The sequence below is a fragment of the Frankia sp. AiPa1 genome, assembly GCF_023243075.1.
In the GTDB taxonomy this organism is placed as follows: domain Bacteria; phylum Actinomycetota; class Actinomycetes; order Frankiales; family Frankiaceae; genus Frankia.
This window is the reverse complement of sequence record NZ_JALKFZ020000004.1, coordinates 124,179-138,528: the sequence shown is the minus strand read 5'-3', so window position 1 is coordinate 138,528 and position 14,350 is coordinate 124,179. Positions and strand designations below refer to the sequence as shown.

Below are 14,350 nucleotides of genomic sequence, written 5' to 3'. Positions count from 1 at the left end.
CGCCACGGCCCCGCGGCGCCCAGCCGTCAGTGCGCGAGGCCTGGGGCCACGGCCAGATGCTCGCTGACAGCGCCGAAGAACGAGCGATCGCCGAGCTCCGGGGCGTCCCGCACATCCCGCAGGACCAGATGTTCGAGCAGGATCAGCGCCGCGTCCGCCGGCCAGAGCACCAGCCACAGCCACACGCCGCAGGCCTCGCCGACGAACGCCGCCCGGTCGCTGGGCGCGGCCACCGGCCACATCGCCGTCGGATGGCCCGCCGCCTCGACCTTGGCCTCCGGGACGCCTGGCAGGGCCTCCGGATCGGGCCCGCGAATACCCGCCAGCCGGGCGCCGAGCCCGATCCCGGGTGCCTCTGCCACCAGCACCATCTCCGCCGGGCCGCCGAGTGGGCAGGGCCCGGCCGTCGCCAGTGCGCCCGCACGCGGACCGGTGCGTTCGTCGCCCGCCCAGCCGACACCGCTGACATACCAGTGCACGGGCATCGGATCGGGCAGCCAGACCGGCACGGTCGAGGTTGTCGCCAGGGCGCGCAAAGCGTGCTCACGCGAGGAGACGGCCGCCCGATACGGGCTCACCTCGCCGTGATCATTACACCGATACTGGTTGTTCCACACATCCGGCGGGCGGAGCGGAGCCAGACAGCGAGGGCAGACCGCGGCAATGGTCACCGAGCGCCTCCTTGGCCACGACCACGATCGCCGGGCATTGATGGGCGACCGTGGCCACTAAGCGTCAATTGTCGGATACCGGGCCATCGGGACTCACCCGACGATCGGGCCGGCAGGACCGCCGGACTTCAGCGAATCCGCTACGACTGTTCCCGCCATGTCCCGCCAGCAACCGTCCCTTCGCCACCTTTGCGCGCCCCGCCACCTGCACAAAGTGTCCAGGCAAGGACGCTGGCGCGGGCGAACGGAGCACCGATCTCAGCGGGCAGCGAGGACCTCGGCAAAAGCGTCGGCGAGCAGGTCGAGGCCCTCGATCAGGAGGTCGTCGCCGATCACCAGCGGCGGGAGGAGGCGCAGGACGTTGCCCCAGGTGCCCGCGGACAGCACGATCAGGCCGCGGCGATGGCAGGCCGCGGCGATAGCGGCGGCGGTCGCCCGGTCGGGGGTGGTGTCCCCGGGGCCGCGGACGAGTTCGACGGCGAGCATCGCGCCGCGACCACGGACGTCGCCGACGGCGGCGAACTGTTCACCGAGAGAGCGCAGCCGAGGCAGCGCCAGCTCGCCGATGCGCCGAGCCCGGTCAACCAGGCCGCCGGACTCGATCAGCCCGATGGTCGCCAGGGCCGCGGCACAGGCCGCGGGGTTCCCGCCAAACGTGCCACCGATGCCGCCCACCTGCGGGACGTCCATGACGTCGGCACGTCCGGTGACGGCGGACAGCGGCAGCCCGCCGGCGATACCCTTCGCGGTGACGATCAGATCAGGGACCACGCCTTCGTGCTCACAGGCGAACATCGCGCCGGTCCGGGCGAATCCGGTCTGGACCTCGTCGGCGACGAACAGAATCCCCGAGTCGGCGCAGAACTCGGCCAGCCGGGACAGAAAGCCGGCGCCGGGCACGATGAAACCGCCCTCGCCCTGGATCGGCTCGATGACCAGCGCCGCCACCGACCGGGCGCCGATCTCGGCATGGATCAGCTCGATCACCTGGGCCGCCGCCTGCTCGCCGCAGTGCTCGGGCCCGGTAGGCCAGCGGTACGGGTAGGCCAGCGGCATCCGGTGTATCTCGCCGGCGAACGGGCCGAAGCCGGTCTTGTAGGGCATGGCCTTCGCCGTCATGGCCATGGTCAGATTCGTCCGGCCATGGTAGGCGTGCTCGAAGACGACGACGGCGTCCCGACCGGTCGCCGAACGCGCGATCTTGACGGCGTTCTCCACCGCCTCGGCACCCGAGGTGAACAGCGCCGAGCGTTTCTCGTGGCCGCCAGGAGTCAGCCGGGCGAGCGCTTCGCAGACCTCGACGTACCCCTCGTACGGCGTGACCATGAAGCAGGTGTGGGTGAAGCGCCCGACCTGCTCGGCCACCGCCGCGACCACCTCGCTCGCCGCGTTGCCGACGCCGGTGACGGCGATCCCCGAACCGAAGTCGATCAGCGAGTTGCCGTCGACGTCGACGACGACCCCGCCACCGGCCGCGTGCGCGAAGACCGGCATCGTCGAACTCACCCCACGGGCGACGGACCTGGCCCGGCGGACGGCCAGCGTCCGCGAGCGCGGGCCCGGGATCTCGGTGACCAGACGGCGTTCTTGGGGCAGGCCGGGACCGCCGCGAACTGGCACGCCGTCGGCTGGCACGCCGTGGGCTGGCACGCCGTGGGCTGGCACGCCGTGGGCTGGCACAGTCAGGTCTTCCATGAGGACGGCACCTCCGGGTGTCTGTCGGCGTGCCCGCGGCCACGGCAGCGCCCGGGCCGGGCGTGGATAGCCGCTTCAGGTCACAGGATGCGCCTAGGATGACCCCTGACGTCCTTCGCCGCTGGCCCTGTCGGCACCGGGGGACGGCGAGCTGGGCGTTTCTCGCCCCGCTCCACGCCCGCCGGGCTTCGCGACCCGGGCCGGACCGGTCCCACCCGGCCAGGCCGGGCAACCACAACCAGGGAGGTGCGCGGTGACAGGGTTCCCAGCGGGGGCCGACTCGCCGCACAGGCCCCATCCGCCGCGTCGGGCCGGCGGCCGACACGACGCGGACCGCGATGGCTGACGTCATACCGTTCTGGCTGGCCGGACGGCCGGCAGAGGGCCCATCGGTGCTCGAGGTGCGTCATCCGTACGACGGGGCGCTCATCGCCGCGGTCGCCCAGCCGACGGCCGAACAGGTCGAGCAGGCGGTGGCCGCGGCAACGGCGGTCGCGCCGCGGTTGGCCGCGCTGCCGGCGCACGTGCGGGCGTCGGCACTCGGCCATGTCTCCCGGGAGATCGCCCGGCGCGGGGACGAGATCGCCCGGCTCATCACCGCGGAGAGCGGCAAGCCGCTGACCTGGTCACGGGCCGAGGTCGCCCGGGCAAGCTCGACGTTTCGGTGGGGCGCGGAAGAGGCACGCCGGTTTGCCGGCGAGCTGACCCGGCTCGACACCGACCCGACCGGCGAGGGCCGGTTGGCCCTGTCGCGGCGCTTCCCGCGCGGGCCGGTACTCGGCATCACCCCGTTCAACTTTCCGCTCAACCTGGTGGCCCACAAGGTGGCGCCAGCGCTGGCGGTCGGCGCGCCGATCGTGGTCAAGCCCGCTCCACGGACGCCGCTGTCCTCGCTGCTGCTCGGTGAGCTGCTCGCCGAGACCGAACTGCCCGCTGGCGCCTTCTCGGTGCTGACGGTTCCAAACGACCAGGTCAGCGGGCTCGTTGCCGACCCACGGCTGCCGGTGGTGTCGTTCACCGGCTCCGGGCCGATCGGCTGGTCGATCCGCGACGCGGTGCCACGCAAGCACGTCGTGCTTGAGCTCGGCGGCAATGGCGCGGTGCTGGTCGCGCCCGATTTCCAGGCCCCTGGCGATCTTGCCCGGGCCGCCGGGCGGATCGCGCTGTTCGCCAACTACCAGGCCGGCCAGTCGTGCATCGCCGTGCAGCGGGTCTACGCCGACCGCTCGCTGTACGACGAGTTGCTCGGTGAGATCGTCACCGCTGTGCGGGCGCTGCGTGACGGCGACCCCGCCGACCCGGCTACCGATGTCGGCCCGCTCATCGACACCGCGGCCGCCGAGCGGGTCGAGGCCTGGATCGGCGAAGCCGTAGCAGCCGGAGCCACCCTGGTCTGCGGTGGCACCCGCCATGGCGCGAGCCTCGCCCCCACGGTGCTCACCGGCGTGCCCGACTCGGCCCGGGTGGTGCGCGAGGAGGTGTTCGGCCCGGTGATCGTCGTCGCCCCGGTCGACGGCGTGGACGAGGGTTTCGCCCGCATCAACGACAGCGTCTTCGGCCTGCAGGCCGGCGTGTTCACCCACGATCTCGCCACCGCGTTCCGCGCGCACCGCGAGCTCGTCGTCGGCGGCGTCGTCGTCGGGGACGTCCCGTCCTACCGCGCGGACCAGATGCCCTACGGCGGCACGAAGGACTCGGGCCTGGGCCGGGAGGGCCTGCGCTCGGCGATGGATGACCTGACCGAGGAACGCGTCCTGGTCCTCACCGGCCTCGACCTGTGACCACCACCCGATCCGTGACCGCCACCCGACCTGTGATCACCACCCGACCTGTGCGCGTCGCTCGGCCCACGACCACGGGATCTCGGTGTTGATCGACCTGCACACCCATTCCACCGCGTCGGATGGGCTGGACGACCCCGAGGACCTGGTGCGGCGGGCCGGCGCGGCCGGGCTCACCGTCGTCGCGCTCACCGACCATGACACGACCGCCGGGCTCGGGCGTGCCGGCGCGGCACTGCCCGCCGGGCTCACCCTCGTTCCCGGCGCGGAGATCTCCTGCTACGTGGACGTGGGCGACCGGCAGATCTCCCTACACGTGCTGGCCTACCTGTTCGACCGGGCGGAACCCGCGTTCGCCCGGGTGCGCGCCGAGATCCGTGACCATCGGGCGACCCGCGCCCGCCGCATGGTCGAACTGCTCGCCGCCGACGGGCATCCGGTGCGCTGGGAACGGGTCCGCCAGCTCGCCGCCGGCGCGGTCGGCCGGCCACATGTCGCCGCCGCCATGGTCGAGGCGGGCCTCGTCCCGACGGTGGGCGCAGCGTTCAGCCGCGCCTGGATCGGCGCCGGTGGGCCCTACCACGTGGGCAAACTCCAGCCGGACGTCTGGCGCACACTCGCCCTGATCCGCGGCGCGGGCGGCGTGAGCGTGTTCGCGCATCCCTTCGCCAGTCGGCGCGGTGCCGTCGTCGGCGCGGACGTCATCGTGCGGATGGCCGCGGCCGGGCTCGGCGGCCTGGAGGTCGATCATCCCGATCACGACCCGGATGAACGACGTCGGCTACGTGCCCTCGCAGCCGAACTCGACCTGGTGATGACCGGATCCAGCGACTACCACGGTGCCAGCAAGCCGCAGGGCCTCGGCGCCGAGACGACCAGCCCACAGGCCTACGACCGCCTCCTCGCCGCCGCCACCGGCGCGATTCCCGTGACCGGCTGACCAGACTCAGGCAGGCTCAGGCCACCGCGTCGTAGGACGCCCTGATCACAGCGTCGTAAGTCGCCCCATCACAGCGTCGTCAGACGCCCTGACCGCAGCCCTGCTCGCCGCGCTGCGGCGGGCGGGACGGGCCCAGCCGCTCGAGCAGCTCGGCAAGCTGCTCCTGCTCGGCGCGGGAGAAATGGGACAGCACATGGCGCCCCACACCCTTGAGATGTGTTCCAGACGCTGACCGCAGCCGGTCGAGCCCCTGCGGAGTCAGTACGGCCAACGTCCCGCGCGCATCGGACGGGCAGGACCGGCGCGTCACCAGGCCCTCCCTGGCAAGCCGGTCGACGAGCCTGGTCAGACCGCTGCGGGAGAGCAGCACGGCGTCGGCGAGCTCACTCATCCGCAGCTCGCGCCCAGGTGCCTCGGCGAGTTGGACGAGGACGTCGTACGAGGCGAGCGGAAGATCATGCGACTTGTCCAGCTCGGCTTCCAGCACCCGTGTGACGTGCGCATGGGCCTGGAGCAACGCTCGCCATGCCCGCATCCCGCGGACATCCACCCACACGGTGTCCGTCTCCGAACTGGCGCCGACCATATCCTCGATCACCATCGCGCCCTCCCCGCCGCACCCCGGCTCAGCCTATGCCGCCGCACACCCGCGTCCAGAGTCGCTCGACGTAGGCCCACTCCCTCCACCCTGAACACCCTCAACGCTTCGCGACATACCAACCAACTCCCTCGACAGCGTCAGAAGCGCGACAGACCCAGATGGGTGGAAAATCACTGGACAAGAGACAACCCATGTGCGGGCGCAAAGGGCCGGGCCGTCGGCAGGTCAGCTCCCGGCGCACACCCGGGCAGCGCGCCAACGCCAATGGGCCGCTCCGGGGCTATCGTGGAAGCACTGGCGGCCCGGGGCCGCATCTGGTGCCAATCAGTGACTGAGGTTTCCCTTGTCCCCATCCCGGCCTTCCACCGACGCGATCCAGTCAGCTCTGGCGACGGTGCACGATCCCGAGATCGGCCGTCCCATCACGGAGCTGGACATGGTTTCGGCGGTCCATGTCCTCGACGACGGTTCCGTTGCCGTAACGGTGCTGCTCACCGTGTCCGGCTGCCCGATGCGCGATGAGATCATCAACCGCGTTTCCGGCGCGGTCGGCGCTGTGGAGGGGGTGCGCGCCGTCCAGGTCGATCTGCAGGTCATGAGCGATGAGCAGCGCACGGCCCTGCACACGAAGCTACGTGGCGGCGTTGCGCCCAAGGTGGTCCCGTTCGCCCAACCGGGCTCGATGACCAGGGTGTATGGCATCGCCAGCGGCAAGGGCGGCGTCGGCAAGTCCTCCATCACTGTCAATCTGGCGGCGGCGATGGCCCGTTCGGGCCTGACCGTCGGCGTGCTCGACGCGGACATCTACGGTCACTCGGTGCCGCGGATGCTGGGTATCGACCGCCCGCCGACCCAGGTCGAGAAGATGATTATGCCGCCCCAGGCACACGGGGTTCGAGTCATCTCCACGGGCATGTTCACTCGTGGAAATCAGCCTGTCACCTGGCGTGGGCCGATGCTGCATCGGGCCCTGGAGCAGTTCCTGTCCGACGTCTTCTGGGGCGACCTCGACGTCCTGCTGCTCGACCTGCCCCCCGGCACCGGCGACATCGCCATCTCGCTCGCCCAGCTCGTTCCCTCCTCAGAGCTGCTGATCGTTACCACGCCGCAGCTCGCCGCCACCGAGGTCGCCGAGCGCGCCGGCACCATCGCCGTCCAGACCCGGCAGAACGTGGTCGGGGTCGTCGAGAACATGGCCTGGCTGCCCTGCCCGCACTGCAACGAGCGGGTCGATGTCTTTGGCTCGGGCGGTGGCGCGGCGGTCGCCGAGCGGCTCACCCGGGTCCTCGGCCACGACGTGCCGCTGCTGGCGCAGATCCCCGTGGACGTCCGTCTGCGCGAGGGCGGCGACAACGGTGTCCCGCTGGTCGTGGGCGAGCCGGACAGCGAGGCCAGCAAGGCTCTGCGCGCCGTCGCCGAGCGGCTGACCTACCGCTCCCGCGGCCTCTCCGGGCGCAGCCTCAACCTCACCCCCGCCGGACGCTGAACACCCGGGCCGGCCGGTCGAGAGACCGATCGGCCGGCCCACCCGGCGCTCGGCCTGCGGCCCGAGAACCCACTGACCAAACAACGAAGGCATCCCGCCGGCCAGCCCGAAGCCTGCCTCAACGGGCCCGGTCAGGTCAGGTGGCGTCCGCGTCGAACGGGACAGCAGGGCCGGCCGCGGGGTCGGCCTGGCCACCGGACGCCTGCTGGGTGGGGATCGCGCGGGGTGTGACCGCCTTGGGCAGCGTGGACGGCGTGGACGGCGACAACAGCGGCGAGGTGACCTCCGGCACCGGACTTCCGGTGCCCGGACCGGCCGCGGCCCCTGGACCAGTGCCGGTGGCCGGACCGGAGTCGAAGGCGGCCGGCGGGGTCAGGTCCTTCGGTAGGGCGGACTTGGCCAGCGAGGACGACCGGCCCAGCGAGGGCGACTTCGTCAGGGACGGAGGCGGGGTGTCATCCGCGAGCAGCGCGTCGAGTGCACTGCGCTTGGTGAGGTAAGGCGGCAGCGGCTCGTCATCGAACAGGTGCTTGCGGACGAACGTCTTGGGATGCAGATCCCGAATATCGAGATCGGCAATCTCGGGCCCGAGCTCGGAACGCAGATCATTGCGCATGCCGGCCGCCATCTCGCGGAGCTGGCGAAGCATTCGCCCGGCATCCCGCGCGGCCTTGGGCAGCCGATCGGGGCCGAAGACGAACAGCCCGATCAGCAGCAGGACGGCTACTTCCTGCCAACCGACACCGTTGAACACGGCCTGAGCGTACCTCTCCGGGTGTTGTGGCGAGGAGCCGCCGGGCAACGAGGGGATATCGAAATCTCATCCTCGTTGCTCCTGAAGTGTGAGCTGGGTGGTTCTGGTCGCGCCGTCCCGCACGTAGGTGACCGGCACTCTGTCCCCGACCCGGTGTAGGCGGGCCGCGACGTTCAGGTCGTTCGTCCCCCGGATCGCGCTCACATCCAGCCTGGTGATCACGTCGCCGCCCCGCAGGCCGGCCCGCGCGGCGGCGCCGTCGGGCGTCACGCTGATCACCCGCGCTCCGGGCACCCCGCCCGAGGCCTTCGCCTCACCTTCGGTAATCGTCGCCGTGGCGGTGCCCACGTATGGATGGGTCGCCCGCCCAGTCGAGATGATCTCCTGGGCCACCGAACGGGCGAAGTCGATCGGGATGGCGAAGCCGACGCCGATGCTGCCGCTCTGCCCCTGGTCCTCGTGCCCGGGCACGGCCGCGATCGCGGCGTTGAGCCCGACCACCTGGCCGAGCCCGTCGAGCAGCGGACCGCCGGAGTTACCCGGATTGAGCGCGGCGTCGACCTGGATCGCCCCGATCAGGACGGTCCCCGCGTCCCCGCCCGTCGCGGGAACGGGCGGGTTACGGTCAAGCGCGCTGACCACGCCGGTCGTCACGGTACCCGACAGCCCCAGCGGCGCGCCGACCGCAACCACGGGCGCCCCGACCACGAGCGAGCCGGACTGCCCGAGGGTCGCGGCGGGCAGCGGCGAGCCGGTGACCGGAATCCGCAGCACGGCGATGTCGGTCTGCGGGTCTCGCCCCACGAGCTGCGCTTGGACGCGCTCGAACTCCTGGTAGCGGGTGACCATGATCGGACTGCCGGACGCGACCGCGGGCGCGATGACATGGTTGTTCGTCAGGATGTAACCGTCCGTGCTTATGATCACGCCCGAGCCGGTGTCCCCGCCGTCGGTGCCGTTCCCGCCGACGTCGATGGTCACGACCGTCGGCAGCACGGCGGCCGCGATCGCGGCCACGCTGGTGCGATCGGTGGTCGGCGCCGCGCTGCCCACACTGAGCGTCTTCACCGGGTTGACCGACGTGTCACCGGTCAGGATCGCCACGATCAGCCCGCTGACCGCACCGCCGGCCAACGCCGCAGCGATCAGACACACCACCAGCAGTCGGACCCCGAGCAGCACCGGCCGCCCGCCCACGCCGGGCCCACCGGCCGGCGCGGGCCGCAGCAGTGGCCGCCCGGCCTGCCCGTCAGCCCCGAGCGTTCCGTCAGCCCCGGACCACCTCTGCGCCCCAGGTTTTCCGTCGGCCCCGGCGGAGGCTGACGAGCACGCGCCGTTGTCCCGCGTGCCAGTGAACGACTCCGGCTCCGCGGACAGCAGATCGGACGACGACCCCGCGCTGCGCCGCCTGACTGCGCCCGGCCGGCCCGGCGGCGCAGTCCGCTTCATGTTCCCGCCGTCGCCCCCACCTGGTTCCCGCCCAGGACTCCCGGTCCCGCCGCGGTGCCCCGCACCTTCCTGGTCTGCCGACGCCCGCTGCGGCGGCTCGAGCACCGTCACCCCGCCCGCGCGGCCGCCGTCCCCCGAGGTCGACGGCCCTGCAGGCAGGGGGGGCTCCATCATCTGGGCGGCGCCGGCCGCCTGTCCCGATCCCGGGGATCGCCCCGATCCCGTGGACGGCCGAGGACCCGAGGGCGCTCCAGAGCCCAAGGACGATTCGGAACTCGACGACGGTCCGTAGCTCGAGGGCGGCCCAGAACTCGAGGGCGGTTCGGTGCTCGAGGGCGGTTCGGCCGGTGCCCGGGATGGTCCGGTGTTCGAGGACCGCCCGCGCTCCTCTGCCTGCCGGGACACCCCGGTGCTCGTGACCGGTCGACCCGGCTGCCGCTGCGCCGGCCGCTCGACCCGGCTCGCTCCCGGGCCGCCGACGTCGCCGGTGCCTGCGGCGGAGCCCCCGTGCCCGTCACCGGCGACGGCGGCCGCCGTGGCGCCGGTGGCCGCCCGAGCCGCGCTCGGTGCCACCCGCTCCGCGCTGGCCCGCAGGCTCCACGTTCGACCAGGACGGCTGTGGCCCCCGCCGTGCCGTTCGGTGCCGTGCCGTTCGGTGCCCTGCCGTTCGGTGCCCTGCCCCTCGATGCCCTGCCGCTCACCGCGGTGCCGCTCACCGCCGTCAGCGGCTGGCGCCTCATCACCGCTGGGGCGGCCGGAGTGACGGCCATGGCGCGCGCCGGTCGCCGGCCGCAGCCGCTCCTCGCCCGGCGGTGGAACCGGCGGACGGGCCGGCGGACGCAGGGGAGGCCGGGTCTTCGCCGTCTCCGTCGCGCCCATGACACCAGACACGCCGGTGGCGCCGAAGCCACCGGCCTCAGCGGCGGGAGATGCCCGCTGCAATCCGCTGGCCGCAGGAGGCTCGGCCCGGGGTCGGCCGACGGTGCGCAAGGCCGGCGACCCGGCCGTGGCGTGTGACGCCAGGGTAGCGGGCGCAGGCAGCACGGATGGCTTCACCGGCTCGGAGGGTTCGGGCGGGGGCGACGGTTCGGACGGGGACGACGATTCGGACAGCGCGGACGGCGTGCCGGTGGCCGACGCGGCGGGAGCGGCGGCAGAGACGCGGGGATCCCTGGCCGGGTCGGGCGGCGGATGCAATGGCATCCGCGCCGACTCCGACGGGATGGTCACCTCTTCGGGGGCACGCGGATCCCCGCGGCGACGCTCGGTGACGGAATCGACCGAGCCGTGCGCATCGGCTCCTGGCCGCGTGCTATCGCTACCCGGAGCATCCTGGGGAACATCGGATGCGGGCAGGCCTGATGCGGGCAGGTGAGCGGCGATCGTCGAGGACCGTTCGAGGCTTCGGGGTCTCACCGGTGACTCGAACCTGCTCACACTCTCGATCGTCGCCTCACTGGCGCTGCCTTCCACGCGACCTCCCAGCTCGGCGTGTCGTGGGGCACGGCGGAACGCCGGCAACCGGTTCCGTCCTGGAAGGCCCACCCGACGACTCCGAGCGGGTAACACGGTAAAGCCTCACATCGCGATAGAGGAGACCTCTCCCGCAGAACTGTCCGAAAAAGACTTCTCCGGTCCGGCCAATCGCACCCCGCGACCGCCGGAGCGTAACGAATCTCCGAGGGACCGGAGTCGGAGTGCGGACGGCCGGGCGCGTGTCCCCCGGGCCCCCGACGGTGAACCCCCGCAGGCGCGCCGAAGTCGACCTGTCAACCACAATTTCGACAACGACGACAACGCAAGAACCAACGGCGGGGACGAGGAAGTCGACGACGTTCGCGACCGGACCGGACACCGGAGCGAAGATCTCGACACCGCGCAGTGTTTCTGCGCCGTGCAGTCGATGTGAACAAACAAAGAACCCCGGTCTCCGCTCGCGAACCGTCTGCTCGTCGTCAATGACATACCGAGGTCCCATCCCGCGGATGCGGCAGGCAACCGATACAGCGGACGGCTGCGGGCGGCCGCAGACGGCCGCGGACGGCCGATCCCCGTGGGCGGTCAGGGCCCACGGACGGGCGGCGTCAGCGGCGGAACGAAACCCGCATCGGGGTGAACATCGGAATCAGCCGCAGGGAGCTGCCGGCCGGCGGACCAGGAGCCACGACGGACGACACTGTGGGCACGGCGACGGGCCCCTGCCGAGCGCTCCCGCCGCCGTCTCCGACGGCGGTACCGGTCATCGCGAGCACCAGCAGCGCTGCCGAGCCGAGCAAGGTTCGCCGCACAGCCGACCCGCGAAAGCCGGTGGGCCTCGACGGCAGGCGACGACGGGGGCGGCCACGCGGGCCCGTCCGCGACACCCCGTCCCGCCCAGGCCCGCGCCGCGGGGCGGGCCTGGGCGGGACGGCTGACCGGCCGGGGCCGATCAGGCGGTCCGCGCGCATCCGGGGCACGCCGGATCGGGACGCGACGATCGGATCCGGCCTGGCCCCAAGCGGCCTGGCCCCAAGCGGCCTGGCCGGCCCGGCTTCCGCCGCAGGCCCAGCCTCAACCACAGGCCCTGCTCCCTGCGGCGTCATCGACTCGGGCATCGGCCCTGACAGCCTCGGCAGGCTCGCTGACGGCGACAACGACTGCGCGGCCAGCGGGCTTCGAGGGTCCGCCTGCCGAGCTGAAACCTCAGCCTGACCCTGGCGTGCCGGCGCCCCTGGCGGTGGTTCCACTGGCACGGGCGCCGGCGGCACGGGCGCGAGCGTGGAGGACTGCGCGCCGTGCCCCAGGAACCCGGACCGCGTCATCGGCTGGATGAGCGGCCGGCCAGGTGGACGGGACCGTCCATGGCCGCCGGCCCTTGCCACCGGCGAGACGGCGCCGAGATCGCGCAGCCGCGCGACGAACGCGTCGGACATCATCGGGTCCCGCAACGCCACCAGCTGTGCTTTCAGCCGCCGCATCCGGGCGACCTCGTGCTGGCAGGTGCTGCACCCGGCGAGATGGGCGAAGGCGCGATCCCGGGCGTCGTGGTCGAGCTGGTGATCGATGAGCGGCGAGATCCGGTCGCCGAGATGCTCGGTCACGCGGGACGCTCCGCCGGAGCACCGCCCTTGCCCCCAGCGGGGAGGGCGTCATGCCGCCGCCCGATCCTGCCGCGACCGTCGTCATGGTCCCGCCGTGAGGCGACGGGATCACTGACGGGCTGATCAGATTGCGGACCGGCGGCCGGCCCGGCCCCGTCAGACCGCCCTCGCCCTGGCTTGGCCCTGGCCGCGGCAGCCGCGTACGCGCCATCCAGCGCGTTCTTCTCATCCTCGGCGGCGAGCAGGACGCCGTCACCGGCGCGGGGGGCGCGATCGGCCAGCGCCGCCCGCAGCATGGCCCGGCCACGGGAGATGCGGCTACGCACCGTGCCGAGCTTCACCCCGAGAGTCTGGGCGATCTCCTCATAGGACAGTTGCTCGATGTCGCACAGCACGACGGCCGCCCGAAAGTCGGGCGGCAGCGCGGCGAGCGCCGCTTCGACGTCGGCGTCGAGGTGAGCCTCGGCGTAGACGGCCTCCGGGCTAGCCTCGCGCCCGGCGAGACGTTCGGTGTCCTCCGGGAGGGCGTCGAACCTGATCTTCTGCTGACGGCGCATCCGGTCCAGGAACAGGTTCGTCGTGATGCGGTGCAGCCAGCCCTCGAAGGTGCCGGGGGTGTAGTCCGCGAGCGAGCGGAACACGCGCACGAAGACATCCTGTGTGAGGTCCTCGGCGTCATGGGCGTTGCCAGTGAGACGGTAAGCCAGCCGGTACACCCGGTTGCCGTGCTCGCGGACCACGTCCTCCCACGACGGAGGCACCCAGGCTTCTGCTGTGGCGGCGGCGCCGGTGGCGTCACTAGCCGCCCCGGAGTCCTGCGCAGCCACGGCCGCCTCTCGGTCGGTTCGCGTCGAACGTACCCGACGGCCCGGCCAGGGAGCGGCGAATCCCGCTGCGGACACCGTTGTATCTCCCCTCGATGGTCGCGCCACGATCCTCGACACGACGCGCGTCGATCAGATGAACGCGCATCTGTGCTCTCCCGTTCCCGTAGGCTGCGGGTGTCATGCCCCAGACAGACATCGGCGAGCTGGGTTTCGCCGCCGCCTACGCCGAGGGCTTCCTGCTGGAAGACCCCATCCTTCGTGCTGCCCGCTCCCGTGCCGAGGAGGTCGGGATCGTCCCGGTCAGTCCAGGCGCCGGTGCAGTGCTGCGCTTTCTCGCTGCTGCCGTGGGTGCCCGCGCGGTCGTGGAGATCGGTACAGGTACCGGGGTGTCCGGTACCTGGCTACTGCGTGGCATGCGCCCGGACGGCACACTGACCACGATCGACGTCGAGGCCGAGCATCTGCGCCTGGCCCGGCGGACCTACGCCGACGCCGGAATGGCTCCCGGCCGCTCACGCCTGATCACCGGCCGGGCCCTGGATGTCCTGCCCCGGCTCACCGACGGCGCCTACGATCTGGTGTTCTGCGATGCAGACCGCCGAGAGGGAAGCGAATACCTCACCCAGGCGCTGCGGCTGCTGCGCCCCGGGGGCATCGTCGTGTTCGCCGGCATCCTCGCCGACGGCCAGGCCGCGGACCCCGCCGTGCGCACCGCCGATGCCATCGCAGTCCGCGAGCTGGCAACCGCGGTGCGCGACGATATCCGACTGACCCAGATGATGCTCACCACTGGCGGCGGGCTGCTCATCGCGGTCGTCGCGAAGTCCTCGCCGGTGGGCTGACTCTCGCCGGGCCAGCCCTCGCCGCACGCACCGGGCGAGCATCGGCCGCCCCCGATCGTTAACGCTCAGCGTCATCATAGTTACCTTTCGTGCTGACGGGTGCTCTCGGTGACTGCCACCTCCCGAAGGGACGGGCCCGAGCACCTGACGATCGGGAGCGTGCCACGCCGCCCTCCACACAGCTGCATCGGGAGGCCCACAGCCACACGACAGTGGCGCATCCG

Annotated in this window: 11 protein-coding genes; 4 read left to right on the top strand and 7 right to left on the bottom strand. The window is 72.2% G+C overall.

The window, feature by feature from the left end; all coding sequences use genetic code 11:
• Positions 1-26: 26 nt before the first annotated feature.
• Positions 27-671: a DUF6758 family protein gene (locus tag MXD95_RS03675; protein ID WP_250639080.1), complete on the bottom strand. Its 645-nt coding sequence runs from the start codon at positions 669-671 to the stop codon at positions 27-29.
• Between the two features lie 258 nt (positions 672-929).
• Positions 930-2,366: a 4-aminobutyrate--2-oxoglutarate transaminase gene (gabT, locus tag MXD95_RS03670; protein ID WP_250639079.1), complete on the bottom strand. Its 1,437-nt coding sequence runs from the start codon at positions 2,364-2,366 to the stop codon at positions 930-932.
• A gap of 338 nt (positions 2,367-2,704) precedes the next feature.
• Between gabT and MXD95_RS03665 the strand changes: the two genes are divergently transcribed.
• On the top strand, positions 2,705-4,147 hold the full coding sequence (locus tag MXD95_RS03665) for an aldehyde dehydrogenase family protein (RefSeq protein WP_250639078.1): 1,443 nt from the start codon (positions 2,705-2,707) through the stop codon (positions 4,145-4,147).
• Between the two features lie 85 nt (positions 4,148-4,232).
• Positions 4,233-5,087: a PHP domain-containing protein gene (locus MXD95_RS03660; protein ID WP_250639077.1), complete on the top strand. Its 855-nt coding sequence runs from the start codon at positions 4,233-4,235 to the stop codon at positions 5,085-5,087.
• A gap of 79 nt (positions 5,088-5,166) precedes the next feature.
• On the opposite strand, the gene MXD95_RS03655 is transcribed toward MXD95_RS03660, so the two are convergent.
• Complete coding sequence (locus MXD95_RS03655) at positions 5,167-5,688, bottom strand: MarR family winged helix-turn-helix transcriptional regulator (RefSeq protein WP_250639076.1); 522 nt, start codon at positions 5,686-5,688, stop codon at positions 5,167-5,169.
• A gap of 343 nt (positions 5,689-6,031) precedes the next feature.
• On the opposite strand from MXD95_RS03655, the gene MXD95_RS03650 reads away from it, so the two are divergent.
• Positions 6,032-7,174: an Mrp/NBP35 family ATP-binding protein gene (locus tag MXD95_RS03650; RefSeq protein ID WP_250639075.1), complete on the top strand. Its 1,143-nt coding sequence runs from the start codon at positions 6,032-6,034 to the stop codon at positions 7,172-7,174.
• Positions 7,175-7,310: 136 nt separating this feature from the next.
• Here the strand turns inward: MXD95_RS03650 and tatB are convergent, their stop codons facing one another.
• The 4 genes from tatB to sigE all read right to left on the bottom strand — a co-directional run bounded on the left by tatB (position 7,311) and on the right by sigE (position 13,284).
• A complete protein-coding gene (gene tatB, locus MXD95_RS03645; protein ID WP_250639074.1) occupies positions 7,311-7,928 on the bottom strand; it encodes a Sec-independent protein translocase protein TatB in 618 nt (205 codons plus the stop codon).
• Between the two features lie 66 nt (positions 7,929-7,994).
• Positions 7,995-9,377, bottom strand: coding sequence for a S1C family serine protease (locus MXD95_RS03640; protein WP_250639073.1), 1,383 nt, complete (start codon positions 9,375-9,377; stop codon positions 7,995-7,997).
• Positions 9,378-11,461: 2,084 nt separating this feature from the next.
• Positions 11,462-11,665 (bottom strand): hypothetical protein, encoded by a 204-nt coding sequence (locus MXD95_RS03635; protein WP_250639072.1) that lies wholly within the window; start codon positions 11,663-11,665, stop codon positions 11,462-11,464.
• Positions 11,666-12,453: 788 nt separating this feature from the next.
• On the bottom strand, positions 12,454-13,284 hold the full coding sequence (sigE, locus tag MXD95_RS03630) for an RNA polymerase sigma factor SigE (RefSeq protein ID WP_250639071.1): 831 nt from the start codon (positions 13,282-13,284) through the stop codon (positions 12,454-12,456).
• A gap of 179 nt (positions 13,285-13,463) precedes the next feature.
• Between sigE and MXD95_RS03625 the strand changes: the two genes are divergently transcribed.
• Positions 13,464-14,126: an O-methyltransferase gene (locus MXD95_RS03625; protein WP_250639070.1), complete on the top strand. Its 663-nt coding sequence runs from the start codon at positions 13,464-13,466 to the stop codon at positions 14,124-14,126.
• Positions 14,127-14,350 lie beyond the last annotated feature (224 nt).